The following is a 26,253-nucleotide window of genomic DNA, read 5'->3' as shown; positions in this document are numbered from 1 at the left end:
GCCCGTAGCGGAGCGACCCATGAAGCAGAGCGAAGCGTCCGCGGGACGGGTACCCCGGCCCGTAGCGGAGCGACCCATGAAGCAGAGCGAAGCGTCCGCGGGACGGGTACCCAGGAGACGGAGCTTGCGGAGTCGACCAGCAGAGTGGTCCCGGCACGCAACGGAGCGACCCAGAGAGGAGAGGTATGACCGAGCTGTGTCGCAGGCGGCCGGCTGGCGCGCGACCATGAACGCGGTGAAGGTCTCGACACGGGGCGACTATGCGGCGCGAGCACTGCTGTCGCTCGCGTTGCACGACTCCGACCAGCCGACCTCGGTCAAGGAGATCGCCGAGCGCACGAACCTCCCCCAGCCCTACCTCGAGCAGATCCTGCTCGCGGCGAAAGGTGCTGGGCTGGTGCGTTCGAAGCGCGGCGTGGGTGGCGGCTACGTGCTGGCGCGTCCGGCCGAGAACATCACGCTCGCGCAGATCCTCGCGGCGGTCGACGGACCCCTCACGGCTCTCGTGGGCGAGCACGACCACTGTGAAGGTCATTGCGTGCTCCAGGAGGTGTGGGTGGGCGTGTCCGACGAGATGCGCTTGGTGCTGGAACGGGTGACGCTCGCCGACCTCGTCGAGCGCACCCGCGTCGGTCACCGCATGCCCGGCGCCGCGATCGCCTGACGGCTCCCCACGAGCCGCAGCATCACCACCAGGCCGCCCTCAGCACTCGGCTCGAGCGCTACGGTCCCGCCGTCGGCGGTGACGAGCCGACGCACGATCGCCAGCCCCAGCCCCGATCCTCCTCGGTCCTTGCGCGCCGGCGCCGCCCGCCAGAACCGATCGAACGCGCGCGCCCGCTGCTCCGCCGTCATCCCGGGCCCCGCGTCGCGCACCTGCACGACCACCTCGTCGCCGTCGAAGCGGCCCTCGATCCAGATCTCGCTGCCGGCGGGGGCAACGTCGAGCGCGTTGCTCAACAGGTTGTCGAGCACCTGCTCCAGCCGCCCCGGCGCGCTTCGCACGCAGACGTCGGCCACGTCCGAGCGCAGCATGACGCCGCGCTCGGCAGCCACCACATCCCACGCGTCGATCCGGGACGCGACCAGCGGGGCGATCGCGATCTCGGTCGCGGCCCGAGCGGCGTCCTCCGCGCGCGCCAGCGTGAGGAGGCCGTCGACAAGTCGCGAGAGTCGGTGAGCCTCGGCGAGCGCGCCGTCTAGGTCTTCAGCCCGGTCTCCACCCTCGGCTTCGAGATTCTCCAGCCGCAGGCTCAGCGCGGCGAGGGGCGTCCGGAGCTCGTGTGACGCGTCGGCAACGAACGTCTGCTGGGACCGCACCAGCGTCTCGAGCTGCTCGGCCGTCGCGTTGAAGGACTCCGCCAAGCCGCGGAGCTCGGGCGGGTCATCCGGTACCGGCACTCGCGCGCGGAGATCACCGCGCCCGAGGCGGGCGGCGCCCGCGTCGAGCGCGGCCAGCGGTCGGGTGAAGGAGCGCGCGAGCAAGACGCTCACGAGCAGCACCACGAGTGAAACCACGCCTCCGAGCGCCGCCAGCAACACCCAGTTTCGTTGTGTTCGCTCGGCGACCACATCGAGCGAGGAGGACACGCGCACCGCACCGACGACATCGTCGCTGGCGAGAACCGGAACGGCCGTGGCGAGATGGTCGTCCCCGGCGACGCTGCGATCACGGGTCGCCTGGCGACCTCTGAGTGCGACACCGAGGGTGCTTTCGTCGGTCACGACCGCGCCGACCGCAGGCTCTCCCCGACCCGCGGCTGCGAGCACCGCACCGGCCCGCGACACGACGACGACGCCGTGCCCGGTGCGTCGATGGAAGAGCTGCGCCAGCTCGGCGAGCTCGGTGTTGCGCAACGCGGTCAATGCCTCGTCGGCGCGCAGCGCGACGGCGAACGCCTCGGTCTGCACGTCTCCGACCAAGCGGCGGCGTTCCGCGTTGGCAAACGAGACGCCGAGGGGCAGCTCGAGCGCGAGAAGCACGAAGAGCGTGAGCGACAAGTAGCTGAAGAGCAGGCGCCGCCTCATTGACCAGCGACAGCGTGCGGCGCGGCCGCGCCCTCGCCCTCGCGGAGCCGGTACCCGACTCCACGGATCGTCTCGACGAGCGAGGGGTCACCCAGCTTGCGGCGGAGGCTCGATACATGGACGTCGAGCGTCTTCGTCGGCCCGTACCAGTGCGGATCCCATACTTCGTCCAGGATCCGCTCCCTCGTGCACACCGCGCCGGGATCAGCAGCGAGGAGCGCGAGCAAGTCGAACTCCTTCGGAGTGAGGGCGATGTCCCGTCCGTCGAACGCGACCTCACGCGTGCGGCGGTCGACCACCAACCGCGACGGCATCGACGGGAGCGCCGCGGGCACGGACGAGCGCCTCGCGACGGCGCGGATGCGCGCCACGAGCTCGCGCAGCCCGAATGGCTTCACGACGTAGTCGTCAGCCCCGAGCTCCAGCCCGACGACCCGGTCGACTTCGTCGCCCCGGGCCGTGACGACGATGACGGGAGCGTCCGTCGTCTGGCGCAACGCCCGGCACAGGTCGAAGCCGTCCATGTCGGGCAATCCGAGGTCGAGGAGGATCACCGCCGGGCTGGCGCCATCGCGGACGCTCTGGAGCGCACCGCCCCCGGTCTCGTGGCGCTCGACGACGAACCCTTCACGGGCCAGTCCCCGCTGCAACGGCGACGCGATGGTGTCGTCGTCCTCGACGAGCAGCACCCGCATCGTCCACCCTCCGCTCACGGCGCCTCGGCGCCCCCCACGTCCCGTGTGGCGCGATTTCTCGCCTCTCGGAGCGTCGGCGCGGTGGGGTCGCGATCTTTACCTGTTCTTGGTGCGGACCGGAGAAGCCCCTTGCCTGGCCGGGCGTACGGTCGAGGCGAGGATCCGCCCCGATCGGTGCTGCCCGGGTGCCCACGAAACCGGCTCCCCGGCGGTGTCGGAGGACTACCCCGCCACTCCGACACTGCCGGGCGAGGCGGACCCCCGCAGCCGGCCCAGGAGGGCCTCCAGATCCTCGGGGAGCGGCTCGTGCACCTCGACGCGCTCACCAGACACCGGATGGTCCAACGACAGGGCTGCGGCGTGCAGGAACGGCCGTTCCACGCCGGTGTCGGCACGCGAACCCCCATAGGTCGCGTCACCGACGACCGGGTGACCGATCGACGAGAGGTGCACGCGGATCTGATGGGTGCGACCCGTCTCGAGTGAGCAGTCGAGCAGCGCAAACCGACGGTTGTCGAGCTCCTCACGCACCTCGTATCCGGTGCGCGCCGCGCGCCCAGCTGCGCGGATCGCCATGCGCGTGCGGCGGCGAACCGAGCGCCCGATCGGCGCATCGATCACGCCCCGTGGCGCGTCCGGGACGCCCCATACGAGGGCGACGTACTGGCGCTCGATCTCGCGGGCGGCCATCGCCCGTACAAGTGTGTCGTATGCCACCGGCGACCGGGCCACGAGCAGCAAGCCGCTCGTGTCGCGGTCGAGGCGATGCACGATCCCGGGCCTCGCGGGATCACCGACTCCCGCGATCTCGGGGTACCGGTGCAGCAGACCGTGCACGAGCGTGCCGTGCTCGTGCCCAGGACCAGGGTGCACCACCAGGCCCGCGGGCTTGGCGACGACCAGCACGTCTGGATCCGCGTGCCGCACCTCGAAGGCGACCGGCTCACCAGTCGGCGGCGCGCTCACACCAGGCTCGCTCAGCAGCTCGACGGTCTCACCGCCAGCGAGGCGGAGACTTCGAGCGACCGGTCGGCCGTCGACGAGCACCTCATCTGCCCCGATGAGGTCGGCCACCGCCTGTCGACTCCATCCGGTGATCAACGCCAGCGCGCGGTCGAGGCGCTCCCCCGCCAGCGACGCCGGCACCACGAGCCGTTCCGGTGGCTCTGCCTTCATTGGGCGCGTGCGCGCGGCAGGAAGGCGAGCACGACGAGGACCACCGCCCCGACCGTGATCGCGCTGTCGGCCACGTTGAAGGTCGGGAACGAGCCGACCTTCACGAAGTCGACGACGTGCCCCGAAAGGAAGCCCGGTGATCGAAACGCGCGGTCGGCAAGGTTGCCGACCGCACCGGCAAGCACGAGAGAGAGGGCGATGAGCGTCCACCTGTCGTCGGTGCGCCGGACCGCCCGCACGAGCACGACCGCGATCACGATGGCGAGCACGGCGAGCAACGGCGTGAAGCCGCGGAAGAGGCTGAAGGCTCCGCCTGAGTTGAAGCTCAGCCGAAGCTCGACATCGGTCCCGATGATCGAGACCGGTCCGTCGTCGAGCTCGGCCACCGCCCACGCCTTGCTCGCCTGATCGAGCGCGAGGACCACGGCCACGATCGCGGCCGCGACGCGAGCGGAATCGACACGCGGCTTAGCGTCGGCGTTCGGCACGCGCCTTGCAGTCGACGCAGACGTTCGCCCATGGGATCGCCTCGAGGCGCTCGAGCGGGAGCTTTCGGCCGGCGGGCTTGCAGACTCCGTAGCTGCCCTTCTTGATGCGCGTGAGCGCTTCGTCGATCTCCTCGACCACCTGCCTTGCCGTGGCCGAGAGCAGGAGATCCCGCTCACGCTCGACGTTGACGGTGTCGCCCTCGCCAGACTCCTCGTCGAACTGTGTGTCTCCAGCCTCGCGCTCGGCCGCAAGCTGCTCGGCCTCCGCCGCGAGCTCCTCGGCCTGGTTCTGCAACCGCTCTTTCTCCGCCACGAGCTTCTGTCGAAGGCGCTCGAGCGTCTTGGCTGACAGCGCAGGGGCTCCTGGTGTCACCTCGAATCCGGACAGCTCGCAGATCACGGTTCGCTTGCGACCCGCCAGGGCCTTGACCGGCGAGGACTCCGCGCCCACTGCGCCTGGGAGGCGCGCCGCCGGCACCTTCGTGACCACGGGGAGCCTCGCCGCCTTCGCCGGCGCGGCCGCCTTGGTTGCACTCGCCGAGGCCTTCATGACCTTGGCCGGCTTGGCGACCGCCTTGGCCTTCGCAACGGACTTGGGCGACGGCTTCGGGGCAATCGCCTTCGCCGACTTCGTCGTCTTCGCAGCTTTCGTGATCTTCCCCGTTTTGGTCGACTTGGTCGACTTGGTCGACTTGGTCGACTTCGCCTGCTTGGTGACCTTCTTCGCGACCTTCTTGGCGGGGGGTCTCGACGGGCGCACCGGCTTTGCCGGGCGCGCCGTCTTCTTGGTGGTCTTCGAGGCCTGACGCGATGTGGCGCGTCGCGCGGTCGCCTTCTTACGTGGTGCCCCCGGCATCCTGGATCCCCTTCGGGTCGCGGGCATGGGCCGAACCGGCCCCGGGAGAGCGTGGGAGCGTAGCCCCTCCTTCTGCCCCCATCAACGAGCCGAGCACGGCTCCGCTGCGTCTCAGCGCTGCCGCCGCTGCCGAGGGCCGGGCGGCTCCGCGGCGAGCTCCAGCGCTCGTTCCACTCGTTCCACAGCGGTCTCATGGTCGATGCCCTGCACGCGCACTCGCTTCATCCGCGACCGTGCGCCTGCGACCACGCTCATCGCGCTCGCGGGGACATCGAGGACGTCAGCCAGCAGTGCGATCGTCGCCTCGTTGGCACGGTCATCTACGGGCGGCGCCGCGACGCGCACCTTCAACGCGTCGCCGTGACGACCGACGACCGCGGTCCGACCGGCACGCGGTTGGACGTGCACTGCGACAACGACGGCGTCGCCGTCTGTCGTCACAAGATCGGGCGCGACCGGCATATGACTCCAAGTGAACGTCGATATGAGGAAGGGTGGCTCGAAACCTGCACGATACGCTCCCGCGGTGGCCTTCGAGTCGGTGGACCGCGACCTCGATCTCGTTGCGCTCGAGGAGCGCGTGCTCGCGCGATGGGCGCGCGACGACGTGTTCGCCGAGAGCCTACGACAGCGCGAGGGCGCGCCGGAGTGGGTGTTCTACGAGGGTCCGCCAACCGCGAACGCCCTGCCCGGTCTGCATCATCTCTGGGCCCGCTCGTTCAAGGACTTGTACCCGCGGTTCCAGACGATGCGCGGCCATTACGTCCCCCGGAAAGGTGGATGGGACTGCCACGGGCTCGCTGTAGAGCTCGAGGTCGAGAAGGAGCTCGGCTTCTCGGGAAAACGTGACATCGAGGAGTTCGGCATCGCCGAGTTCAACCAACGCTGCCGAGAATCGGTGCATCGCTACGTGGACGCCTGGTCGACACTCACTACGCGCATCGGGATGTGGATCGACACCGAGAACGCGTACTGGACGCTCAGCAACGAGTACATCGAAAGCGTCTGGTGGCACCTGCGCACGATGTGGGACAAGGGACTGATCTACGAGGGCTTCAAGGTCGTGCCGTACTGCGGGCGATGCGGCACTGCGCTCTCGAGTCACGAAGTGGCGCAGGGCTACGAGGACATCACCGAGTCTTCGATCTACGTTCGCTTCCCCGTCGTCGATCGCGACTTCGATCTCTTGGTGTGGACGACCACGCCGTGGACGCTCATCTCGAACGTCGCCGCGGCAGTCGGTCCGGACGTCGAGTACGTACGCGTCCGTGGGCGCTCGGGTCGGCGCGACGTCGTGCTGGCTGCGGCACGTGTCGGCGCGATCTTCGGGGAAGACACCGAGATAGTCGGCCCGGTCGCGGTCAACGATCTCGTCGGGCTGCATTACGAGCGCCCCTTCGAGTTCCTTCCGGCCGATGCGAACCTCGACGCCTGGCGGGTCGTGGCGGCCGACTTCGTGACGTTGGAGGATGGCTCCGGCATCGTGCACCTCGCGCCCGCGTTCGGCGAGGTCGACCGCGAGGTCGGCGAGCGCGAAGCGCTCCCCCTCTTGAACCCGGTCGACGCCGCGGCCAGGTTCGACGCGACCGTGCCGCCGTACGCGGGCCGCTTCGTGAAGGATGCCGACCCCGACATCGTCGACGCGCTCGCGAACGCGGGGCGACTCGAACAGGTCGAGAACTACACCCACTCGTACCCACACTGTTGGCGCTGTCGTACTCCCCTCATCTACTGGGCCAAGCCCACGTGGTTCGCCTCCACGTCCGAGCGCCGCGACGACATGCTGCGCGAGAACGCGACCATCGGCTGGCACCCCGAGCACATCAAGGACGGGCGCTTCGGCGACTGGCTCGCGAACAACGTCGACTGGGCGCTCTCGCGTGACCGGTTCTGGGGGACGCCACTGCCGTTCTGGCGTTGCGTCGATTGTGCACACGACACCTGTGTCGGCTCACGCGACGAGCTCGCCACTCTCGCCGGTCGCGATCTCGGCGATCTCGACCTGCACCGACCGATGGTCGACGAGATCGAGATCAAATGCGCGCAGTGCGGCGGGCGGGCCCAGCGGGTGGAGCCGGTGCTCGATGCGTGGTTCGACTCGGGTGCGGTGCCCGCGGCTCAGCTGCACTACCCATTCGAGAACGACGAGCTCTTTCAGCAGCGCTTCCCCGCCGACTTCATCTGTGAGGCCATCGACCAGACCCGAGGTTGGTTCTATTCGTTGCTCGCGGTGAACACGCTGGTCTTCGGACACTCCCCCTATCGGAACGTGGTCTGCCTCGCCCACATCGTCGATCGCGATGGACAGAAGATGTCGAAATCGCGCGGCAACGCCATCGACCCGTCGTCCATCCTGGGGAGGCGCGGCGCCGACGCCCTGCGCTGGTACTTCTTCTCGGCAGGCTCTCCGTGGACAAGTCGGCGCGTGTACGAGGAGGGCATCGACGAAGCCACCCGACGCTTCCTGGTGACCCTTTGGAACACGTACTCCTTCTTCGTGACGTACGCGAACCTCGATGGATGGGAGCCGAGCACAACACGTGCGCCGGCACCGTCGCATGTGCTCGACCGCTGGGCACGCTCGCGTCTGCACTCGACCGTGCGCGACGTGACCACTGCCCTGGAGCATTTCGACGCCCTGAGGGCCGCCCAGGAGCTCGAGCGGATGGTCGACGACCTCTCCAACTGGTTCGTGCGTCGCGGTCGGTCACGGTTCTGGAAGTCCACCGATCCCGCGGCCCACGCCACGCTGTACGAGTGCCTCGTCACGGTGACCAAGCTGCTCGCGCCGTTCTGTCCCTTCATGGCGGACGAGGTGTACGGCAACCTCGCAGGGGCAGGGCGATCGGTGCACCTCGCCGACTGGCCGACCGTCGACGAGGGTGCAATCGACCCCGCACTGGAAAACGCGGTGGCACAGGCGCGCCAAGTCGTGACCTTGGGCCGCGCCGCACGCGCCGAAGCACGGCTCAAGGTGCGTCAACCCCTCCCGCGCGCACTCGTGCTGCTGCCCGACCACGCCTCGTTGACCGAGGAGCTCAAGGCCGAGATCGCCGACGAGCTCAATGTCAAGACCGTGGACGTCCTCGACGACCTCGAAGGGCTGCTCGAGTTCACGGTGGTCCCGAACTTTCGGACGCTCGGGCCGCGGCTCGGCTCACGCATGCCGCGGGCGAAAGAGCTCCTTTCGTCCGCTGAAGGCGATTCGGTGCGGCGCGCGCTGGAGGCAGACGGCTGCTATCGCCTCGACATCGACGGTGAGACTTTCGAGCTGGGGCCCGACGACCTCGATGTCCGAGCGACCGCGCACGACGAGCTCGTCCTCGTGCAGGAGTCAGGCGTTGCCGTTGCCCTCGACACCACCGTGGATGGCGCGCTGCGACGGGAAGGCACGGCGCGCGAGCTGGTCCGTGCCATCAACGACCACCGCAAGGAGCTGGGCCTCGAGCTGTCTGACCGCATCCGGGTGGCGCTCCACTGCTCCGGGGAGCTCGCGGAGGCGGCGCTGGAGCACCGTGACTGGATCATGGCCGAGGTGCTCGCGGTGACCTTCGACGTGATCGAGGACGCCGGCGATGCGTCCACGGCGACACTGACCGTCGGCGATGCCGAGTGCCGCGTGGTGGTGCAGAAAGCCTGAGGTGAGCTGCTAGCGGCGACGCTTGAACAGGCGGCGGTGCTCCTCGGTATCGTCCTCGTCGAAGTAGGCGGCGTCCTCTTCACGCGCCGGTCCGAGCGGCGCGTCGTCACGCACGGCTTCGCGCAGCGACGCGAAGAACGCGTCGTCATCGAGGCTGTCGCCTTGAGGGACGACGTCGTCGTCATCTTCGACGGCGAGTCCGAGGTCGGTGCGGTCGTCGCCCGCGGCAGGCGCGTCGCTCCAACCCCCGGCGGGTGCCGGATCCCAGTCGGGCTCGGCCGTGGCCGCCTCGTATGCGGGAACCGCCTCGATGTGCACGGTCGGCGTCGGGCTCGGTGCCGCGGCAGACGGCGGCGCGGGCGCGACGGGCGCGACGGGCGCGACACCCTCTTGCGACGCCGACCAGGACGGCCCACTGTCGGGCAGATCCACCTCGTGCAGCTCGGGACGGCCCTCGCCTGCCACGCTCGCCTCCAGGAGCTCCAGCTCCGCCTGGATCGCAAGGCGCAGGCGCTCGCGGTAGTCCTGCTCGAACCGCTCGAGCGCGTCGACGTCGGCAGTGAGCGTGTCACGCGCTTCGGTCAGACGGGCAATGTCCTCTTCGAGGCGCGCCTTCTCTGCGTCGGCGATGCGCCGCGCGTTGGATTCGGCTTCGGCGACAACTTGCTGCGCGCGCTCCTCTGACTCCGTGAGGATCTCGCTCGCCTTGGCCTTCGCCTCTGCGACCGCTTCGTCGGCGGCCTTCTGGGCCAACAGCAGCGTGCGCTGGATGACATCGGTCTCCGGCGTACGGACCGGAGGGGCGACCATCGCCGGTGCGGGCTGCGGGGCGGCGGGTGCGGCCATCGGCGCGGGTGCCGCGAGCGGAGCACCGCCGCCGCGCGAGCGCGCCTGCGTGACTTCCATCTCGAGCTGCTCGATCGTCGCGGCAGCTCGCTCGAGCAGCTCGTCGACGTCGTCGCGGTGGTACCCGCGCCAAGCTTCGCGGATCTCGATGTCGCGGAGCTCTTGCGGCGTGATGTCCATGGTTGCCATGGCCAACAATGCTAGTGACAGCGGGCGAGTCGGTTCGAAGAGGCTGTTCGCTCCGCTACTGCAACGATTCTCGGGACTGCAGCGGTCGCCGTCTCAGCAGATCGCACCCCTGAGGATGAACAACCCGAACGTCAGCACGAGGAACGACATGTCGAGCATCCCGACCGGGGGGATGATGCGGCGCAGCGGGCGAACGGCCCAGTCGGTGAGGAGGATCAGCACTTCGTTCAACTGGGCCAGGAACGACCCCGGCTCGACGGGGAACCACGACAGCACCGCCCGCACGAACAGCAGCACGATGAAGACCGTGATGACGTTGCAGAGGACCTCTTGCACTCAGAGCACCCGCCCTTGTCTCGCGCTAGTCGCGGCGATACAGGCCGCGGCCCCTGAGCTTCTCCTTCTCCTCCTCGGAGAGGTGAACGTTCAGAGGGGTGACGAGGAACACGGCATCGGCAACTCGTGACATCGAGCCACCGACCGCGTACGCGAGACCGCTGCTGAAGTCGATCAGACGGCGCTGAAGCTCGCGGGGCACATCCTGGAGGTTCAGGATCACCGCCTGGTTGTCCTTGACCCGGTCGCCGATCTCCGGCGCGTCGTTGAACCCGTGAGGTTCGACCACGTGCACCCGCGCCGCCGACGTCGGCACGGCTCGCACCACCGCCGGCTTGGTGACGGTCACCCCCGACGGCGGCTCGTCACGCGAGAGCGGGCGCACCGCGGGCTCGCCGTACTCACGCGCGGGCGACGCCGGCGCCTCTCGGACTGGGCGCACGTCGCGGGTCTCGGGGAAGCCGCGCGCACCGACCTCTGCGTAGTCGGGGCCACCACCCTGCCCGGGCGGGCGCGCATCGCCGGTGTACGGGTCGTCGCCGGCATACGGGTCTTCGTCGTGCGCGGCGTACCCGTACTGGTCGTACGAATAGTCCTCATCGTCTTGAAGGCCCAGATAGACCATCGCACGGCGCCACAAGGAAGCCACACCATCGCGTGCAGGCAGTTGCACGCCCTCCGTGTGGCCAGAGTACCCCCGCTCCGCGACGATCCTGCGGCGCTGGTCAGACGGCTCGCGGTCCGAAAAGGGCGCGACCGACACGCACGATCGTGGCGCCTTCCTCCACGGCGACCTCGAAGTCCTCGCTCATCCCCATCGAAAGATCGGGGACTTCAACGCGCGCGGCAAGGTCGGCCAACGACGCGAACCAACGGCGCGGGTCGGACCCCGCGGGTGGCACCGTCATGAGGCCATCCACGCTCAGGCCGAGCTCGCGCAGCACGTCAACCAGCCGGGGGACCTCACCGCGCGCGCAACCGGCCTTCGTGGGTTCGTCTCCGAGGTTCACCTCGACGAGCGCATGGGCACCTGGGGCTTGACGCGCGACGGCAATCCCGACGAGCTCCCGATCGACCGATTGCCACAGGTCGACCCACGGAGCCAACGCTCGCACCTTGTTGCGCTGCAACGCCCCGATGAAGTGCCAGCGTGGTCGAACCGACTCGTCAGCGAGCACCGACGCCTTCGCGAGCAGCTCCTGGGCCCGGTTCTCACCGAGGTCGTCGACCCCGGCGGCAACCAAGGCGGCCAGCACCTCGACCGGAACGGTCTTGGTCGCGGCGACCAGCGTCACCTCAGCGGGATCACGCCCTGAGCGGCGCGCCGCGTCGGCGATCCGCGCTCGCACCGATGCGACGTTCGCCTCAACCGACGCCGCCGCTCCGCTCACGGGTCGAGGACAACCACGAGACCCTGGCGCCCGGTCTCACCGTCGCGGCGATGGGAGAAGTGGTTGCTCGAAGTCGACGTGCACACATCCACATCCGTGAACGCAGTGACCCCGGCGCGTTCGAGCGCGAGCCGGACCGCAGCGGGAAGATCGAGCGCCGGCGAACCGCTCGCCGCGCGCGCCTCCACGCTCGGTCCGAGCCGTGCGATCACACGATCGAGCTCAGCAGGACCGAACTCGTATCGCGCCGGATGGATGCACGGTCCGAGCGCAGCCTGCACCTCACCGCTCCCGATCGCCCGCAGGGTCGCCACCGCCTCTTCGATGACGCCGGCCAGCAAGCCCTGCCAACCGGCATGCACCACGCCGGCCGCGTCATCACACGCCAGCGCGATCGGCGCGCAGTCAGCCGTGAGCACGACAAGCGGCACGCCGGTCTGGGTCGTCACTGCCGCGTCAGCCACGACGCCTTCGCGTGGCGGCGGGCCAGCTGCCACCACGGCCGTCCGGCCGTGCTCCTGGTCGAGCCACCACCACTGCTCGGGCGGTTCGACGCGCAGCGCGTCGGCCACACGCCCGCGGTTCTCCAGAACAGCAGCCGTGTCGTCGCCGCACCGCAACGACAGGTTGGCACGATCGTACGGCGGCTCCGAGACTCCGCCGCGCCGGTCAGTCCAGACGGCGCGTGCGCGCCCCAAGACGAGCTCGATCATCGAAGCTCCGACCGGTGCCTCAGCAGAGGGTGCGGTGGCCCCTGATCAGCGGAGGAACTCGGGCACGTCGAAGTCGTCGTCGTCGTCGCTGCTGCCGTCTTCCTCGTCGTCGAACCCGGCGCGGGCGGGCCCGTCGGCGAGCCCCAAGGTCGGCTCCGTGCGGCGGGTGATCTCACGGCTCTCGCCCGCACGGTCGAATCCCGCCGCGATCACCGTGATGCGGACCTCGTCGCCGAGTGAATCGTCGATCGTGGCACCGAAGATGATGTTGGCATCCGGGTGGGCCGTCTCCTTGACCACCTCAGCCGCCTCGTTCACCTCGAAGAGACCGAGGTCGGACGGGCCCGCCACGTTGAGCAAGAGGCCGCGTGCGCCCTCGATGCTGGCTTCGAGCAGCACGCTCGAGATCGCCGAGCGTGCTGCTGAAAGCGCGCGACCTTCGCCGGAGGCGGTGCCGATGCCCATGAGCGCGTTCCCCGCGTCCTTCATCACCGCGCGCACGTCGGCGAAGTCGGTGTTGATGAGGCCTGGCGTGGTGATCAGGTCGGCGATGCCCTGTACACCCTGGAGCAGCACGTCGTCGGCCATCTTGAACGCGGTGAGCAACGACGACTTCTCATCGGCCACTTCGAGCAGCCGATCGTTGGGAACGACGATCATCGTGTCGACAACCGCGCGCAGTCGTTGGATGCCGCCATCCGCCTGCACCGATCGCCGGCGGCCTTCGAAGCTGAAGGGTCGCGTCACGATCGCGATCGTGAGCGAACCGAGCGAGCGCGCGACCTCGGCAACGACCGGAGCGCCACCGGTGCCCGTGCCGCCGCCTTCCCCAGCGGTGACGAACACCATGTCGGCGCCTTTGAGGACTTCCTCGATCTCGTCGCGGTGGTCGGTGGCGGCCTGACGCCCGAGCTCGGGATCCGAGCCCGCGCCGAGCCCACGGGTCAGCTGGCGGCCGATGTCGAGCTTGACGTCAGCGTCGCTGATGAGCAGGGACTGCGCGTCCGTGTTCACCGCGACGAACTCGACACCCTTGAGGCCGGCGTCGATCATCCGGTTGACCGCGTTCCCGCCGCCGCCGCCGACACCGACGACCTTGATGACCGCCAGGTAGTTCTGCGGTTCCCCCAGCATCTCGGTCGTCCTTCCGCTTTCACTCGGGGTACCACCCCGCGGTGCGGGGTGGGCCGGTGAGCCGCTCTGCGCCCCCGGAGAGCCGACTCCACCATTGTCGCCGCCCGGCGCCTCGATCCGAGGGATCTCGGGCTCGGGAGCCTCCGGGCCCGGGGCGGCCGCGAGGGCAGGGGGAGGGCGATCCGTTGGCTCCGAGTCGGCGGCCACGGGGTGCGGCACCGGCGTCGAGCCGGCTTCCACCTTAGCCCCGTCGGGTTCCATGGTCTCCACGCTTCCCTGTCCTTCAGCCGGTGGCGGGCGCGCTGGGCACCCGCACATCGATGTAGTTGACGTTCAAGCCGTTCAGAGCGTCGAGGACGGCGGCCGCGGCCCGCACCTTCCCCGCGAGGTCGCTGGCCTCGCCCAGACGCACCTCGGGTCCGGTGACGAGGAGCAGCCGCCCGTGGCCACCGGCGACCACGAGGGTCGCCACCTGGGGCGCCAGCGCGCTGCCGAGTGCGCTCGCGATGCGTGCGCCGATCGGCACGTCAGGCCCCTCGGCCTGCAGCTGGGGCAGCCCGGCCGGAGGCGCCGGCGCGGTCGTGACCGCGACACCCCGCCGATCGATCAGCTCCACCTCGCCGGGATCGCCGGGTCGCCACGCGACGGGGAACCGCGGCGTGATCTCGACCCGCAACGTGCCGGGCAGCTGACGGCTCACCCGAGCCTCGTCGACCCAGGCCAAGTTCTCGATGCGCTCAGTGGCGGCTCCGGTATCGACGAGCATCAACGGTGCGCCGCGCGCGACCCCGGCCGCGGCGCGGACTTCGGGGCCGTGGGCGCCGTCGACCCCCACGACTGCAATCTGGTTGACATCGAGGATCGGCGACAGCACCGCGCCGGTTGCCGCGGCAGCAACGGCCACCGCGCCGAGCACCCAGAGGAGTCGACGCAGGCGCCTTCGGCCCGCCTCACGGATCACAGCGACACGTCTGTCCCGAAGTCGCGGCTCCATCGCTGGACGCGGCCGTGGTCTCGGGCGCGGATGGGGTCGGGAGCGCGGCGGCGCGGTCCGACGCGGCATCCTGCGCGGTCGCGGTGGTGCGTTGGTGGTCATCCGTCGTCCTCCTGGTCTCGGTGAGGGAACCCGACCATCCGCAGCTCGGGGACGAGCGCGACGCCCATGGTCGCGGCCACGCGTTCGCGCACGGTCTCCACCAGCTGAGCCACGTCGTCGGCCGTCGCTCCCGGCTCGGCTTGGAAGAAGTTGGCGTGCTTCGGCGACACGAAGGCACCGCCGACGCGTAGCCCCTTGAGGCCGGCGGCGTCGATCAGCCGCCCGGCGGAGTCGTTCGGTGGGTTCTGGAAGATCGATCCGGCGTTCGACCCACCCGGTTGGTGCTCACGCCGCCAGCGGACGATCTCGGCGATGCGCGCCTCGCAGCTCGCGACGTCATCAGGCTCACCGACGACCTCGGCACTCACCACGACGTGGGCGGGCCCAACGTTCGAATGCCGGTATGCCAGGGCAAGGTCGCTCGCGGCTCGCTCACCGATCGGTGCGTCGGGAGCACCGAACACGTCGAAGAGCCAGACGCGCACGAGCACGTCGCTCGTCTCGCGGCCGTGGCCGCCTGCGTTCATCTTCACCGCGCCCCCGACCGAGCCGGGGATGCCGACGAAGAACTCCAGGCCGCCCACACCCGCCGCAGCGGCCCGGCGAGCGAGCACGGGCAGCGCGGTTGCTCCCCCGGCGCGCACGAGTCCCGACTGGGCGTCGACGTTGACCTCCTCGAACGCCCCATCGAGCACCAACCCGACACCGGGGAACCCGGCCTCTGCGACCAACAGGTTCGAGCCGCGCCCGATGATGAGCACCGGCGGCTGCGGGCATGCAAGCACGGCCGCTACCTCCCGCAGGGCGGCCTCGTTCGCCACCCGGACGAGCACCGCGGCCGGGCCGCCCACTCGGTACGTGGTGAACTCGGCAATGCGCGCGTCGCGGGTGACGCCGCCGGGCACGCGCGCCTCGAGCGCATCCGCGATCTCCGCGAGCGTCACGACACCACCTCGGAGCCCAGCCATTCGTCGAGGACGGTCGTGATGTCTCCCGCGCCGAGCGTGAGCAACACGTCACCAGGACGCGCGAGGTGAAGTGCGTGCTTGACGACATCCGCGTGGCGGGGCAGGTATGTGACCGGGAGCTCTGGGTGCGCGTCGAGGACCGAGCGAACGAGCAGCCGACCCGACACACCGGGCTGCGGTACCTCGCCGGCCCCGTACACGTCGGTGAGCACCACGGCGTCGGCGTTCACGAACGCGTCGGCGAAGTCGCGCCACAGACGCGCAGTGCGAGTGAACCGGTGAGGCTGGAAGATCACGACAACTCGTTTCCAGTCGCCCTCGCGGGCGGCTCGCACCATCGCGGTCACCTCGCCGGGGATGTGCGCATAGTCATCGACGAGCGTGACGCCGGCGACCTCGCCACGGAACTGGAAACGACGGGCGACGCCACCGAAGCCCGCGAGCGCGGAACGCACCGCGTCAAACGGAACCCCTACCTCCAACGCCAGCGCTGCGGCCGCCGTCGCGTTGGACGCGTTGTGGGCACCGGGCACCGGCAACTCGATCGTGCCGATCACGTGGCCGTCCCGCGCAAGATCGAACGTGCTGCCGGCACGCTCCCCCACGTAACGCTGGATGCGGTAGTCAGCGTCTTCGGCCGTCCCGAAGGTGAGGACGCCCGGATGCGCAGAACCGATGTCGCGGGCTACCGCATCGTCGGCCGACACCACCCGCGGACCCGGCACTCGCTCGAGGAAGCTCGCGAACGCAGCGACGAGGTGCGGGAAGTCGCCGTAATGGTCGAGGTGGTCGGCCTCGACGTTCGTGATGATGCCCGCCTCCGGTTCGAGCTCGAGGAACGTGCCGTCGCTCTCATCGGCCTCGACCACGAGCCACTCACCCGTGTCGTACGCCGCGTTCGTCCCGACCTCGTTGAGGTCTCCCCCGATGAGGAAGCTCGGGTGCCAACCGGCGGCGCGCAGGCACAGGGTCAGCATCGACGATGTCGTGGTCTTTCCGTGGCTACCGGCGACCGCGATGCCTCGCCGAGTTGCGACGATCGCCCCCAGCGCCTGGGCCCGTCGGAGGACCGGGATCTCACGCTCCAGCGCGGCGACGACTTCGGGATTCGTCGGCGGCACTGCGGTCGAGACCACGACGGCGTCGAGCGCCGCGGGAAGGTTCGAACCGTCGTGGCCGAGAGCGACATCGACGCCCATCGCGCGCAACCGCTCGGTGCGCGCGGACTCCTTGAGGTCGGACCCGCTCACGCGGTGCCCCATGCGCGCAAGGACAGCGGCGATCGCGCTCATGCCGGCGCCACCAACTCCGATGATGTGGAGGGCACGCGCATTCGAGAGGTCGAGGTCAGGCGGCACGGGCGACTTCTTCCACGAGATCAGCGACTCTCTGCGCAGCATCAGGGCGCGCGAGCGATCGCGCGGCCGACGACATCGCAGCGAGCTGTCCCTGGTCGACGAGCAGCTCGTCGACCGCTGCCGCGAGGCGAACACCGTCGAGCTCGCCGTCGGGCACCAGCACCGCGGCCCCTGCCGCGACCAGGGTCTCGGCATTTCGCGTCTGATGGTCGTGGGGCGCGCCGGGCAACGGCACCAGCAGCGCCGGCGTGCCGGTGGCTGCCAGCTCCGCGACCGTGACCGCACCGGCCCGACTCACGACCAATGCCGAGCGTGCGTACACGCCCTCCATGTGCTCTTCGTACGCCACGACCTGGAAGGGCAGGCGGTCCTCCGGGCCACGGACCGCGCGGAGCCGCGCCGAGGACCGCTCATGATCGCGCCGCCCTGTGACGAGCAGCACCTCGATGTCATCGCGGTCACGCCAGAGGGCAGCGAGGGCCACGGCCGAGTCGTTGAGCCGCTGCGCGCCGAGGCTGCCGCCGAACACCGCGACCAGCGGTGGCGCAGCCAGCGCTCGGGTGACGGCGGAGATCTCCGGTCGAATCGGATTGCCGGTGACGACCGCTCCCCGCAAGCGCGTCCCCGGAATCGAAACCGCAGGGCGCGCGCCGAGACGAACGCCGATCCTGTTCGCGAGGCCGGGTGCTGCGTTCTGCTCGTGCACCACCGCCGGGACCCGTCGCAATCGCGCCGCGACCACACAGGGCAGGGATGCGAAGCCGCCGACGCCGAAGACGACCCGCGGTCGTACCCGACCCACGAGCCGGAACGCCTTCGTGAACGCCCGGCACGCGCCGAAGAGGGCACTCACGTTGTCCCGCAGCGCAGCAGGACGCAGGCTGCGTCGGATGCCGCGACCGGGGAGAAGATCGATCGTGAAGCCGGCGGCAGGCACCGCGGTGGCCTCCAGGCCCCGTTGCGCGCCGACGAAGTAGACGCTCTCTTTCGGGTGGCCGCGCCGAACAAGCTCCTGCGCCACCGCGATCGCCGGGTACACGTGACCACCGGTGCCACCGCCGGTCACGAGCGCGAACACGGGTGCATCCTTCGTGGTCATCGCGATTGCCGAGCCACGTTGGCCAGGATCCCCGCGCCCACCATCGTCACGACGAGCGCCGAACCACCGAAGGACACGAAGGGCAGCGGCACGCTCGATGCGGGCATCAAGCCGACGACCCCGCCCATGTTCACCGCGGCTTGCGCGCCGATCCACACCGTGATCCCTGCGGCAAGGAGCGTCCCGAACCGATCGGGCGCCCGCATCGCAGTGATTGTTCCGAGCATGACGAAGGCGATGAACAGCACGAGCACGATGAAGGTGCCAATCAACCCCAGCTCTTCACCGATGACGGCAAAGATGAAGTCGGTGTGCGCGTTGGGAAGGAAGAGCCACTTGGCGCGCCCGGCCCCGAGCCCCACCCCGCTGATTCCCCCGCTGCCCAGTGCGATGAAGCTCTGGGTGGCCTGGTACCCGGTGTTGGCCGCGTCGGCCGCGGGGTTCAGGAAGGTGAGGAGGCGGTCGCGTCGGTAACCGGTCGACAGCGTGAAGACCGCCGCGGCAGCGGCGCCGGTGCCGCCCACCGCAGCCAGGTGCGCGATTCGGACGCCACCCACCATCAGAACGGTCCCCACGATGAGGGCGATGAGGAGCGCCGAGTCCAGGTCGGGCTCCATGCATACCAGCACGGCGAAGCCGCCGAGCACGAACAGCACCGGTCGGAGCACTCGCCGCCACTCGAGCACCTCGTGCTCGCGACGCGTGAGGATTTCGGCCGCGAACAGCACGAGGGCGAGCTTGGCGAGCTCGCTGGGCTGCACGCTCCACCCCGCGACACCCAACCAGCGGCGCGCGCCGGCCACCTCGAGACCGAACGGCGGCACGAGGACCAGTACGAGCATTACGCCCGTGACGACGAGCAGCGGCTCGACCACCCGACGCCAGCGCCGGTAGTCGATCCGCAGAGTGACGGCGAAGCCGATCACGCCCAGCAACGTCCACGCGACCTGGCGCGTGAACGTGTACCAGGCCGAGCCATGGCTCTCGAGCGAGAACACGGAGGACGCGGACAGCACCATGACGACGCCGACGACGTTCAGGACGGCGATCGTCGCCACGAGCATCACGTACGTGCCCGGACGGGCGGCGGTGCGGGGAGCCGTCATCCGTCCACCTCCACGAGGCCTCGCACCTCACGGGCGAAGTCGTCGCCGCGAGCCGAGTACGAGGAATACCAGTCGAACGACGCGCACGCAGGAGAGAGCAACACCGTGTCCCCCGACTCGGCCAGGTCACGCGCGGCCCGCACGGCATCGCGCATCGAGTCCGCCACGACCACCTGCACGGCATCCGCAAACGCTTCTGCCACCTCCGGTGCCGCTTCCCCGATCGCGACCACTGCGCGAAGCCGCGGCGCGAGCGCGCGCAGCTCACCGAGGTCGAGGCCCTTGTTGCGCCCGCCCGCGAGGAGGATGACCCGGTCGAGGTCACGGACGGCGGCGAGCGTCGCGTGAACGTTCGTCGCCTTCGAGTCATCGATGTATCGGACACCCGCATGCTCGGTCACCGGCTGCATGCGGTGTGCGAGGCCGTTGAACGTCGTGAGCGTGCCTCGGACGGCTTCGATCGAGACACCGAGATCGAGCGCGAGCGCGGCGGCGGCGAGTGCGTTGGCCACGTCGGGCAACGAACGCCGAGGAAGCGCTTCGAGCGCGATCAGCTCATCATCTCGATCGGTCACGAGCATCGAGCCGTCCGCGGTGTCAATGACCCGGTAACCGGTCGCGGCTCCGGACGCGACGGAGAACGGCACCCGTCGGCCTCGCGCGCCCGAGGCGAGCCCGGCTACCACCGGGTCATCGGCGTTGAAGACAAGGAGGTCGTCGTCGCCTTGATGCACGAACACGTTGAGCTTGGCGTGCGCATAGGCATCGAACGTGCGGTGCCAGTCGAGGTGATCCGCACCCAGGTTCAGCAAGGTCGCGGCGCGCGGCCGAAAGACCGGCGTGGTGAACGCGAGCTGGAAGGACGACACCTCGGCCACGACCACGTCGACGTCGTCCATGACCGCCTCCAGCAGAGGTCGGCCGATGTTGCCTGCCGCGGCCGCACGCACGCCGGCCGCCGCGAGCATCGATGCCGTCAGCGTCGTGACGGTCGTCTTGCCGTTCGTTCCCGTGACGGCCACGAGATCCGGGCCGCCGCGCCCCGCCGCGACCTCAGCCGCGAGATCGATCTCCGAGCGAACCGCCACGCCGCCACGCCGCGCGCCGACCACCGCGGGATGGCGATCCGGTACCCCAGGGCTCGGCACCACGAGATCGACCGAGGCCGCGAGGGCGCTGGTCCGCGCCGCGCCGGGACGCTCCACGACGTCGGCACCCATGGACCGCGCCTGCTGTACCCGTGCTGCGTACTCCGGTCCCGACCCGGGCGAGTCCTCGATCACGGTGACTTCGTCGCCACGCCCGGTCAGGAAGCGCACGAGCGCATCCCCCGTCACCGCAAGCCCGACAACCACTACCTCGGCCATCCCCTCGGGTCGATTCCGCTCCGGCGTCCCGGCTCGGCCTTGTGGGTCGCTCCACTGCGCCGTCCCGCTCGTCCGAGCACGACTTCGCTCCGTTCCTCGGCTACGCCTGCGCTGCATCTCCATCAGTCGATCGCTCCCGGAATGTTGATGAAGTCGGCGTAGAACAGGCCGAGGGCGAGCGCCACGCACACGCCGGCGAACAACCAAAAGCGCACGATCACGGTGAACTCGGGCCAACCAACGACTTCGAAGTGATGGTGGATCGGTGCCATCCGCAGCACGCGCTTGTGGAAACCGCGGAACGAGATCACCTGGGCGATCACGCTCAGGGTCTCGATCACGTAGAGGCCACCCAGGATCGGCAAGAGCAAGACGACGTTCGACAGCAGAGCGAGACCAGCTATCCCACCGCCGATCGCGAGCGAGCCGGTGTCGCCCATGAAGATGCGCGCCGGCGCGGCGTTCCACCACAGAAAGCCGCCGCACGCACCCGTAAGCGCGGCCGCGACCACCGCGATGTCGATCGTGGACGCGCGCTCGACGTTGTAGATGCCGACGTGGCGGAACTGCCAGAAGCAGATGATCATGAACGCGCCGAACGTGAGCGTCGCGGCGCCGGCTGCCAGTCCGTCGAGTCCGTCGGTCAGGTTCACGGCATTGCACGTGCTGACGATGACGAACACCGCGAAGAAGAACCAAGCGGTCGAGCCCAGGTTGAGATCGATCGGGCGCGTGAACGAGAGGTTCGTGGACGCCATCACCCAGTTGAGAGCGAGCAGCGAGAAGCCGCTGGCGACGAGCAGCTCGCCAGCCGTCTTGCCGCTCTTTCGCAAGCCGAGGTTCCGGCCCCTACGCACGGCGAGGTAGTCGTCGACGAACCCGACGAGCGCGATGCCAACGACCAGACCCATCAGCGTCAGGCCGGTGCGCGCGAACTTCAGCTCCTCGCCACGGATGTGGGCGGCCGCGTAGCCGAACAACGCCCCGACGACGATCGCGATGCCGCCCATCGTGGGGGTGCCGGCCTTGCCCGCGTGCGGATGCGTGAACGGGCCATCGTCACGGATGAGCTGACCGATCCCGCGACTGCGCAGCACTCGGATGAGCATTGGCGTTCCGAACACCGCGGTACCGAACGAGACACCGACTGCGATGAGGAGGGCGATCATCGGACGCGCTCGCCGTGCACGAGGTCGTCGGCGACGCGCTCGAGCCCGATCGCCCGGCTCGCCTTGACGAGCACTGCGTCACCTGCGTGCACCTCGCCTGCCACGAATGCAGACGCTTCGACGGGATCGGCGACGGTCGTCACGATGACCCGACCACCCCGCGCTCCGGCAGCAATCTGCGGGGCCGGGCGGCCGACGGCGACGACCGCATCGATCCCCATCTCGGCGGCAAGCGCGCCGAGGGCCATGTGCTCGTGGTCGGATTCGGTGCCGAGCTCGAGCATCTCGCCGAGCACCGCCACGCGCCGACCGGGCACGTCGAGAGCTGCGAGCGAGCGCACCGCGGCCGCGGCCGACGTCGGACTCGAGTTGTACGCGTCGTTGATGACGAGCACGCCCTGACTCGTGCGCACCAGCTCCATGCGCTGGTTCACCGTCTGCGCTCCGGCGAGCCCCGACACGACGGCTTCCAGGGGCGCTCCGAGCTCGAGCGCGACCGTGGCGGCTTGCGCCGCGTTCTCGACCTGGTGCTCGCCGCGCAGCGCGAGCATCACGTCAGCGGTGCCCCAGCCCGTTTCGAGGGAGAATCGGGGGCGGAGCTCGTCGTCGAGCTGAACCGACGTGATGCGCACATCGCTCGCTGGTGCGCGCCCAACGCGCACGACGCGGGCCTGCGTGCGCCGGGCCAACGCGACGCTGGCATCGCAGTCGGCGTTCAGGACGGCGAAGCCATCGACCGGCAAGGCATCCAACAGCTCGCCTTTGACTTCGGCGATGCCGGCTCTCCCGTCGAGATGCTCGGCGTGTGCCAGTCCGATGTGCGTGATCACGCCGACTTGCGGCTGCGCCATCGCGGCCAGGTGCTCGATGTTGCCGGGGAACCGAGCTCCCATCTCTGTGACCACAACTTCGACGTCCGGCGGTGCACCAAGCAGTGTCAGCGGCACGCCGGCCTCGTTGTTGAACGACGCCGGACTCGCATGGACGCGATGAGAACTAGCGAGCGCTGCGGCGGTGAGATCTTTCGTGGCCGTCTTGCCCGCCGAACCCGTGATTCCGACCACGACCGCGTCGGGGATCCGAGCGCGGGCCGCACCGGCAAGGGCGGTCAAACCGACCATCGTGTCGTCGACCTTGACGACGGTCGCGCCCGCGGACACCCGGACGTCACGATCGACCAGCGCGACGGTCGCACCGCCCGCGAAGGCGGCGTCGAGGAACTCATGGCCGTCGCGCGCGTCTTTGAGTGCGACGAAGAGGGCTCCTGGACTCAATCGGCGCGAGTCGATCGTCACCGACGTCACCGTGGCGTCGGCCGAGCCGGCCACGATCTCGCCGCCGGTTGCCGCCGCGAGCTCGTGCGCGGTCAGGTCCACGACATTGCCTCGAGCTCGTGACGGACCACAGCGCGATCGTCGAACGGCGTCGCCACACCCGCGGCCGTCTGCTCGGCCTCGTGGCCTTTGCCTGCGACCACCACGACGTCGCCGGCCTCGGCGGAGTGAAGCGCGAGGTTGATCGCAACCCCGCGGTCGAGCTCGACACGCACGTCGGCGGGGCCGACTCGGAGACCTTCGAGCACATCGTCAGCGATCGCGGCCGGGTCTTCCCCGCGCGGATTGTCCGACGTGAGCACGGCGAGGTCCGCGCCGGCAGCTGCGACGTGTCCCATGAGCGGCCGCTTGTCGCGGTCCCGGTCGCCGCCGCACCCGAAGACCACAATCACTCGATTGGAGCCGGCAAGCGACCGGCCTGCCGCGAGCGCGGTCGTGAGCGCGTCGGGCGTGTGGGCATAGTCGACCAGCACGCGGAAGGGCTGGCCGACATCCACCTGCTCGAACCGCCCGGGTACGACGATGTCGGTCGAGAGACCCTGGGCAACGCTTGCGAGCTCGAACCCCCCGGCGCGCGCCACTGCCGCGGCCGCGAGGGCGTTGGCGATGTTGAAGCGCGCGAGTAGCGGGAGATCGATCGGCACGGCCTCGTCGGATCGCCGGTCGCGCAGCAGGAATCGAACGCGCGCGCCATCGGGCTCGATTGCCTCGGCAGTGAGGTCGGCATCCGTCGCATCGAGCGCGAACGTGACGACGGGTAGTTCTTCAGCGCGTACGCGCTCCAAGAGATCACGACCGTGCGGGTCGTCCAGGCCGACGGCCGCGGCCGCGGCGTGATCGCGCCGGAACAGGCTGGCCTTGGCTTCGAAGTACGCCTCGAGTGTGCCGTGGTAGTCGAGGTGCTCGTGCGTCAGGTTCGTGAAGCCAACCGCGGCGAACCAAGTGCCGTCGATGCGGTGCTGATCGAGCGCATGCGACGACACCTCCATCGCCACGGTGGTCACGCCCGCATCACGCATCTGACCGAGCAGCTCTTGGAGCTCCGTCGCCTCCGGAGTGGTGTGCGCGAGCGGCACGGACGTGCCATCCACTCGGGCGCCGGTCGTACCGACCAGGCCGACCCGTTCACCGGAGGCACGGGCGATCGCCTCCAGCAGATACGTCGTCGTCGTCTTGCCGTTCGTGCCGGTGACACCCAAGCAGCGCATCGCCTGCGACGGGAACCCGTGCAAGCGCGCCGCGGCAGGACCGAGCGCTCGCCGCACGTTGGGAACCTCGGCCTCAGCGACGCCCAGGTCGAGCTCGCGCTCGACCAGCAAGGCCACCGCGCCGGCTGCGACCGCCGCCGGGGCATGCGCGTGGCCGTCCGTCGTCGCTCCGATCACGCACGCGAAGCATGCGCCGGGGCGAACCTGGCGACTGTCGTGCGTGAGCGAGTGGACGTCCACGCCCGGATCACCTCGCAGCGCGAGCACCTCGACGCCGTCCAGGAGCTCCTTCAGGTGCACGCGCGCGGTCCTTTCCCCCTTGCGTCCGCAACCGAGGTCAGGGTACCGGCCCACCTCTCACGCCCCCCCACGGTCATCAGGCCGACGCCGGCACATGCTCGACCGCGAGCGCGTGCTGCATGATTCGTGCGAACACCGGCGCCGCGACCTGACCACCGCTGTAGTTGTTGCTCGGCTCGTCGAGGACGACGATGGCCGCGAGGTGCGGTGAGTCGGCGGGCGCGAATCCGGCGAACGAAGCGACGTACTTGTACGGCGGTGTGTCATAGGGCGGCTTGCGCGCCGTCCCCGTCTTGCCCGCCACCTTGTATCCGACGATCTGGGCCTTGGTGCCGGTCCCCCCAGCGACGACCGCTTCGAGCAGCACCTGCATGGCCCGTGCGGTCTCCACCGAGACCACGCGGCGGGTGTCACCGAGCTTCGCCTCGTGCCGCTCGCCGTCCGCGTCGATGGCGGCCGCGATCAGGCGCGGGGTGCGCGCCACACCGTCGTTGGCGATCGTCAGGTACACATCGAGCATCTGCATCGCGGTCACGGCGATGCCGCTGCCGATCGGCATCGACGCCAGACTCGTCGCGTTGTATTCGTCGAGCGGCAGCAAGATCCCCGACGCTTCGCCAGGGAACCCGAGACCAGTCGACGAGCCGAAGCCGAAGGACCGCAGCGCGGCGTCGAAGCGCTCCTCGCCGAGGGTGCGTGCGATGAGGATCGTCCCCACGTTCGACGACTCGCGCACGATGTCGGCGACGGTCATCGCGGTCGGATGGCTCTTCACGTCGGCGTACTCCTCGCCATCGACCTCGATCCGAGAAGGCACCTCGAGCACGGTGCTCGGGCTGATCAGCCCGGCTTCGAGCGCCGCGGCGATCGTGACGACCTTGGCCGTCGACCCCGGCTCGAACACGTCGGTGAGCGGACGGTTGTTCGAACCCGCGTACGCGGGATGTGCCGGCACGTCGGTGATCGCACCGTCGACCGATGCCATCGCAAGGATGTCGCCGGTGCGCACGTCTGCGATGACGACCGTGCCACCCTTGGCCCGCGCGAGATCGACCTCTTCGGTGAGCACGCGCTCGGCTTCGAATTGCAACGACTCGTCGATGGTGAGCACGAGGTCGGACCCACGCTCAGCCGGACGTACTCGGCGCTCGCCATCAGGCAGGTTGCGCCCGCGAGCGTCCTGCTCGACCCTCATGTGCCCGGCCTTCCCGGCCAGCACCGACTCGGCTCCGACCTCGAGCCCGCCGAGGCCGTTGTTGTCGATCCCCACCCATCCGAGCAGCGGCGCCGCCAGCGGCGAAGCCGGGTAGTAGCGCTTGGATTCGGGCACGAAGCCGACCCCGGGCAGGTCGAGCGCACGCACCTGACGCTCCACCTCCGGCTCCACTTGACGGGCGATGTACACGAACCCGAGGTTCTTCTGCACAAAGCGCCCCTCGAGGGTCGCGGCGTCCACGCCGACCAACGGGGCGAGCCGCGCCGCGTAGCCCGGCGCGTCGTCGATCATGCGAGGGTCGGCCCAGATGCTCGAGCGAGAGACCGACAGCGCGAGGTCGTTCCCGTTGCGGTCGAAGATGCTGCCTCGCTCCGCCGCCAGCGTCACACTGTGAACACGCTGGTCGAGACCGAGCTGCTGATAGTGCTGGCCGTCGTGCGCCTGGAGGTCCACCAGGCGCACACCGATGAGCGAGAAGATCATCAGCATCGCGACGAACAACCATTGGAGTCGCCGACGCGGCGAAGGCGGTCGCCGCGC

Annotated in this window: 25 protein-coding genes; 3 read left to right on the top strand and 22 right to left on the bottom strand. The window is 69.6% G+C overall.

Going from position 1 to position 26,253, the window contains the following annotated elements; translation table 11 throughout:
* Positions 1-235: 235 nt before the first annotated feature.
* Positions 236-664, top strand: coding sequence for an Rrf2 family transcriptional regulator (locus tag WEE69_09375; GenBank protein MEX1145503.1), 429 nt, complete (start codon positions 236-238; stop codon positions 662-664).
* Here the strand turns inward: WEE69_09375 and WEE69_09370 are convergent.
* From WEE69_09370 to WEE69_09350, 5 genes are all read right to left on the bottom strand, one after another.
* Entirely contained in the window at positions 634-2,028 is a 1,395-nt protein-coding gene (locus tag WEE69_09370; GenBank protein ID MEX1145502.1) for a HAMP domain-containing sensor histidine kinase, read from the bottom strand. The two genes, WEE69_09375 and WEE69_09370, sit on opposite strands and share 31 nt — an antisense overlap.
* Positions 2,025-2,723, bottom strand: coding sequence for a response regulator transcription factor (locus WEE69_09365; GenBank protein MEX1145501.1), 699 nt, complete (start codon positions 2,721-2,723; stop codon positions 2,025-2,027). Before WEE69_09365 ends, WEE69_09370 begins: the two co-directional genes overlap by 4 nt.
* A gap of 222 nt (positions 2,724-2,945) precedes the next feature.
* Entirely contained in the window at positions 2,946-3,899 is a 954-nt protein-coding gene (locus tag WEE69_09360) for an RluA family pseudouridine synthase (protein ID MEX1145500.1), read from the bottom strand.
* Entirely contained in the window at positions 3,896-4,387 is a 492-nt protein-coding gene (gene lspA, locus WEE69_09355) for a signal peptidase II (protein MEX1145499.1), read from the bottom strand. Before lspA ends, WEE69_09360 begins: the two co-directional genes overlap by 4 nt.
* Positions 4,368-4,877 carry a TraR/DksA C4-type zinc finger protein gene (locus tag WEE69_09350; GenBank protein MEX1145498.1) on the bottom strand — a complete coding sequence of 170 codons (510 nt, stop codon included), beginning with the start codon at positions 4,875-4,877 and terminating at the stop codon, positions 4,368-4,370. The genes lspA and WEE69_09350 overlap by 20 nt, the downstream gene beginning before the upstream one ends.
* On the opposite strand from WEE69_09350, the gene WEE69_09345 reads away from it, so the two are divergent.
* Positions 4,870-5,193 (top strand): hypothetical protein, encoded by a 324-nt coding sequence (locus WEE69_09345; GenBank protein MEX1145497.1) that lies wholly within the window; start codon positions 4,870-4,872, stop codon positions 5,191-5,193. The genes WEE69_09350 and WEE69_09345 overlap by 8 nt on opposite strands.
* 161 nt (positions 5,194-5,354) lie before the next feature.
* On the opposite strand, the gene WEE69_09340 is transcribed toward WEE69_09345, so the two are convergent.
* Positions 5,355-5,705, bottom strand: a complete 351-nt coding sequence (locus tag WEE69_09340) for a DUF167 domain-containing protein (protein ID MEX1145496.1) — start codon at positions 5,703-5,705, stop codon at positions 5,355-5,357.
* Positions 5,706-5,769: 64 nt separating this feature from the next.
* Here WEE69_09340 and ileS point away from each other — a divergent pair, with 64 nt between their 5' ends.
* Complete coding sequence (gene ileS, locus WEE69_09335; protein MEX1145495.1) at positions 5,770-8,883, top strand: isoleucine--tRNA ligase; 3,114 nt, start codon at positions 5,770-5,772, stop codon at positions 8,881-8,883.
* Positions 8,884-8,892: 9 nt separating this feature from the next.
* On the opposite strand, the gene WEE69_09330 is transcribed toward ileS, so the two are convergent.
* The 16 genes from WEE69_09330 to WEE69_09255 all read right to left on the bottom strand — a co-directional run bounded on the left by WEE69_09330 (position 8,893) and on the right by WEE69_09255 (position 26,202).
* Entirely contained in the window at positions 8,893-9,918 is a 1,026-nt protein-coding gene (locus tag WEE69_09330) for a DivIVA domain-containing protein (protein MEX1145494.1), read from the bottom strand.
* Between the two features lie 93 nt (positions 9,919-10,011).
* The gene (locus WEE69_09325) at positions 10,012-10,254 is read right to left on the bottom strand and encodes a YggT family protein (protein MEX1145493.1); all 243 of its coding nucleotides are present in this window, start codon (positions 10,252-10,254) and stop codon (positions 10,012-10,014) included.
* Between the two features lie 25 nt (positions 10,255-10,279).
* On the bottom strand, positions 10,280-10,927 hold the full coding sequence (gene sepF / locus WEE69_09320) for a cell division protein SepF (GenBank protein MEX1145492.1): 648 nt from the start codon (positions 10,925-10,927) through the stop codon (positions 10,280-10,282).
* Positions 10,928-10,979: 52 nt separating this feature from the next.
* The gene (locus WEE69_09315; GenBank protein ID MEX1145491.1) at positions 10,980-11,645 is read right to left on the bottom strand and encodes a YggS family pyridoxal phosphate-dependent enzyme; all 666 of its coding nucleotides are present in this window, start codon (positions 11,643-11,645) and stop codon (positions 10,980-10,982) included.
* Positions 11,642-12,358, bottom strand: coding sequence for a polyphenol oxidase family protein (locus WEE69_09310; protein MEX1145490.1), 717 nt, complete (start codon positions 12,356-12,358; stop codon positions 11,642-11,644). The genes WEE69_09315 and WEE69_09310 overlap by 4 nt, the downstream gene beginning before the upstream one ends.
* Before the next feature lie 45 nt (positions 12,359-12,403).
* Positions 12,404-13,489 (bottom strand): cell division protein FtsZ, encoded by a 1,086-nt coding sequence (ftsZ, locus tag WEE69_09305; GenBank protein ID MEX1145489.1) that lies wholly within the window; start codon positions 13,487-13,489, stop codon positions 12,404-12,406.
* Between the two features lie 286 nt (positions 13,490-13,775).
* Positions 13,776-14,453 (bottom strand): FtsQ-type POTRA domain-containing protein, encoded by a 678-nt coding sequence (locus WEE69_09300; GenBank protein MEX1145488.1) that lies wholly within the window; start codon positions 14,451-14,453, stop codon positions 13,776-13,778.
* Between the two features lie 131 nt (positions 14,454-14,584).
* Positions 14,585-15,556, bottom strand: a complete 972-nt coding sequence (murB, locus tag WEE69_09295) for a UDP-N-acetylmuramate dehydrogenase (GenBank protein MEX1145487.1) — start codon at positions 15,554-15,556, stop codon at positions 14,585-14,587.
* Positions 15,529-16,914: a UDP-N-acetylmuramate--L-alanine ligase gene (murC, locus tag WEE69_09290; GenBank protein ID MEX1145486.1), complete on the bottom strand. Its 1,386-nt coding sequence runs from the start codon at positions 16,912-16,914 to the stop codon at positions 15,529-15,531. Before murC ends, murB begins: the two co-directional genes overlap by 28 nt.
* The gene (gene murG / locus WEE69_09285) at positions 16,904-18,013 is read right to left on the bottom strand and encodes an undecaprenyldiphospho-muramoylpentapeptide beta-N-acetylglucosaminyltransferase (protein MEX1145485.1); all 1,110 of its coding nucleotides are present in this window, start codon (positions 18,011-18,013) and stop codon (positions 16,904-16,906) included. The genes murC and murG overlap by 11 nt, the downstream gene beginning before the upstream one ends.
* Positions 18,010-19,119: a putative lipid II flippase FtsW gene (gene ftsW / locus WEE69_09280; protein MEX1145484.1), complete on the bottom strand. Its 1,110-nt coding sequence runs from the start codon at positions 19,117-19,119 to the stop codon at positions 18,010-18,012. Before ftsW ends, murG begins: the two co-directional genes overlap by 4 nt.
* Positions 19,116-20,486 (bottom strand): UDP-N-acetylmuramoyl-L-alanine--D-glutamate ligase, encoded by a 1,371-nt coding sequence (murD, locus tag WEE69_09275; protein MEX1145483.1) that lies wholly within the window; start codon positions 20,484-20,486, stop codon positions 19,116-19,118. Before murD ends, ftsW begins: the two co-directional genes overlap by 4 nt.
* A 122-nt stretch (positions 20,487-20,608) precedes the next feature.
* On the bottom strand, positions 20,609-21,655 hold the full coding sequence (mraY, locus tag WEE69_09270) for a phospho-N-acetylmuramoyl-pentapeptide-transferase (GenBank protein MEX1145482.1): 1,047 nt from the start codon (positions 21,653-21,655) through the stop codon (positions 20,609-20,611).
* Positions 21,652-23,031: a UDP-N-acetylmuramoyl-tripeptide--D-alanyl-D-alanine ligase gene (murF, locus tag WEE69_09265; protein MEX1145481.1), complete on the bottom strand. Its 1,380-nt coding sequence runs from the start codon at positions 23,029-23,031 to the stop codon at positions 21,652-21,654. Before murF ends, mraY begins: the two co-directional genes overlap by 4 nt.
* Complete coding sequence (locus WEE69_09260) at positions 23,022-24,497, bottom strand: UDP-N-acetylmuramoyl-L-alanyl-D-glutamate--2,6-diaminopimelate ligase (GenBank protein MEX1145480.1); 1,476 nt, start codon at positions 24,495-24,497, stop codon at positions 23,022-23,024. Before WEE69_09260 ends, murF begins: the two co-directional genes overlap by 10 nt.
* 76 nt (positions 24,498-24,573) lie before the next feature.
* On the bottom strand, positions 24,574-26,202 hold the full coding sequence (locus WEE69_09255; GenBank protein MEX1145479.1) for a penicillin-binding protein 2: 1,629 nt from the start codon (positions 26,200-26,202) through the stop codon (positions 24,574-24,576).
* Between the last annotated feature and the right edge of the window lie 51 nt (positions 26,203-26,253).

The sequence above is a fragment of the Acidimicrobiia bacterium genome (genome assembly GCA_040881685.1).
In the GTDB taxonomy this organism is placed as follows: Bacteria; Actinomycetota; Acidimicrobiia; order IMCC26256; family PALSA-555; genus SHVJ01.
This window is presented reverse-complemented; position numbering and strand designations above follow the sequence as displayed.

Bases quoted from the DNA above. Each gene is read 5' to 3' on its own strand.
- WEE69_09370 (MEX1145502.1), bottom strand. From the start codon at position 2,028: ATGAGGCGGCGCCTGCTCTTCAGCTACTTGTCGCTCACGCTCTTCGTG.
- WEE69_09365 (MEX1145501.1), bottom strand. From the start codon at position 2,723: ATGCGGGTGCTGCTCGTCGAGGACGACGACACCATCGCGTCGCCGTTG.
- WEE69_09360 (MEX1145500.1), bottom strand. From the start codon at position 3,899: ATGAAGGCAGAGCCACCGGAACGGCTCGTGGTGCCGGCGTCGCTGGCG.
- WEE69_09340 (MEX1145496.1), bottom strand. From the start codon at position 5,705: ATGCCGGTCGCGCCCGATCTTGTGACGACAGACGGCGACGCCGTCGTT.
- WEE69_09330 (MEX1145494.1), bottom strand. From the start codon at position 9,918: ATGGCAACCATGGACATCACGCCGCAAGAGCTCCGCGACATCGAGATC.
- WEE69_09310 (MEX1145490.1), bottom strand. From the start codon at position 12,358: ATGATCGAGCTCGTCTTGGGGCGCGCACGCGCCGTCTGGACTGACCGG.
- murB (MEX1145487.1), bottom strand. From the start codon at position 15,556: ATGGCTGGGCTCCGAGGTGGTGTCGTGACGCTCGCGGAGATCGCGGAT.
- murG (MEX1145485.1), bottom strand. From the start codon at position 18,013: ATGACCACGAAGGATGCACCCGTGTTCGCGCTCGTGACCGGCGGTGGC.
- ftsW (MEX1145484.1), bottom strand. From the start codon at position 19,119: ATGACGGCTCCCCGCACCGCCGCCCGTCCGGGCACGTACGTGATGCTC.
- murD (MEX1145483.1), bottom strand. From the start codon at position 20,486: ATGGCCGAGGTAGTGGTTGTCGGGCTTGCGGTGACGGGGGATGCGCTC.
- mraY (MEX1145482.1), bottom strand. From the start codon at position 21,655: ATGATCGCCCTCCTCATCGCAGTCGGTGTCTCGTTCGGTACCGCGGTG.
- WEE69_09255 (MEX1145479.1), bottom strand. From the start codon at position 26,202: ATGCTGATGATCTTCTCGCTCATCGGTGTGCGCCTGGTGGACCTCCAG.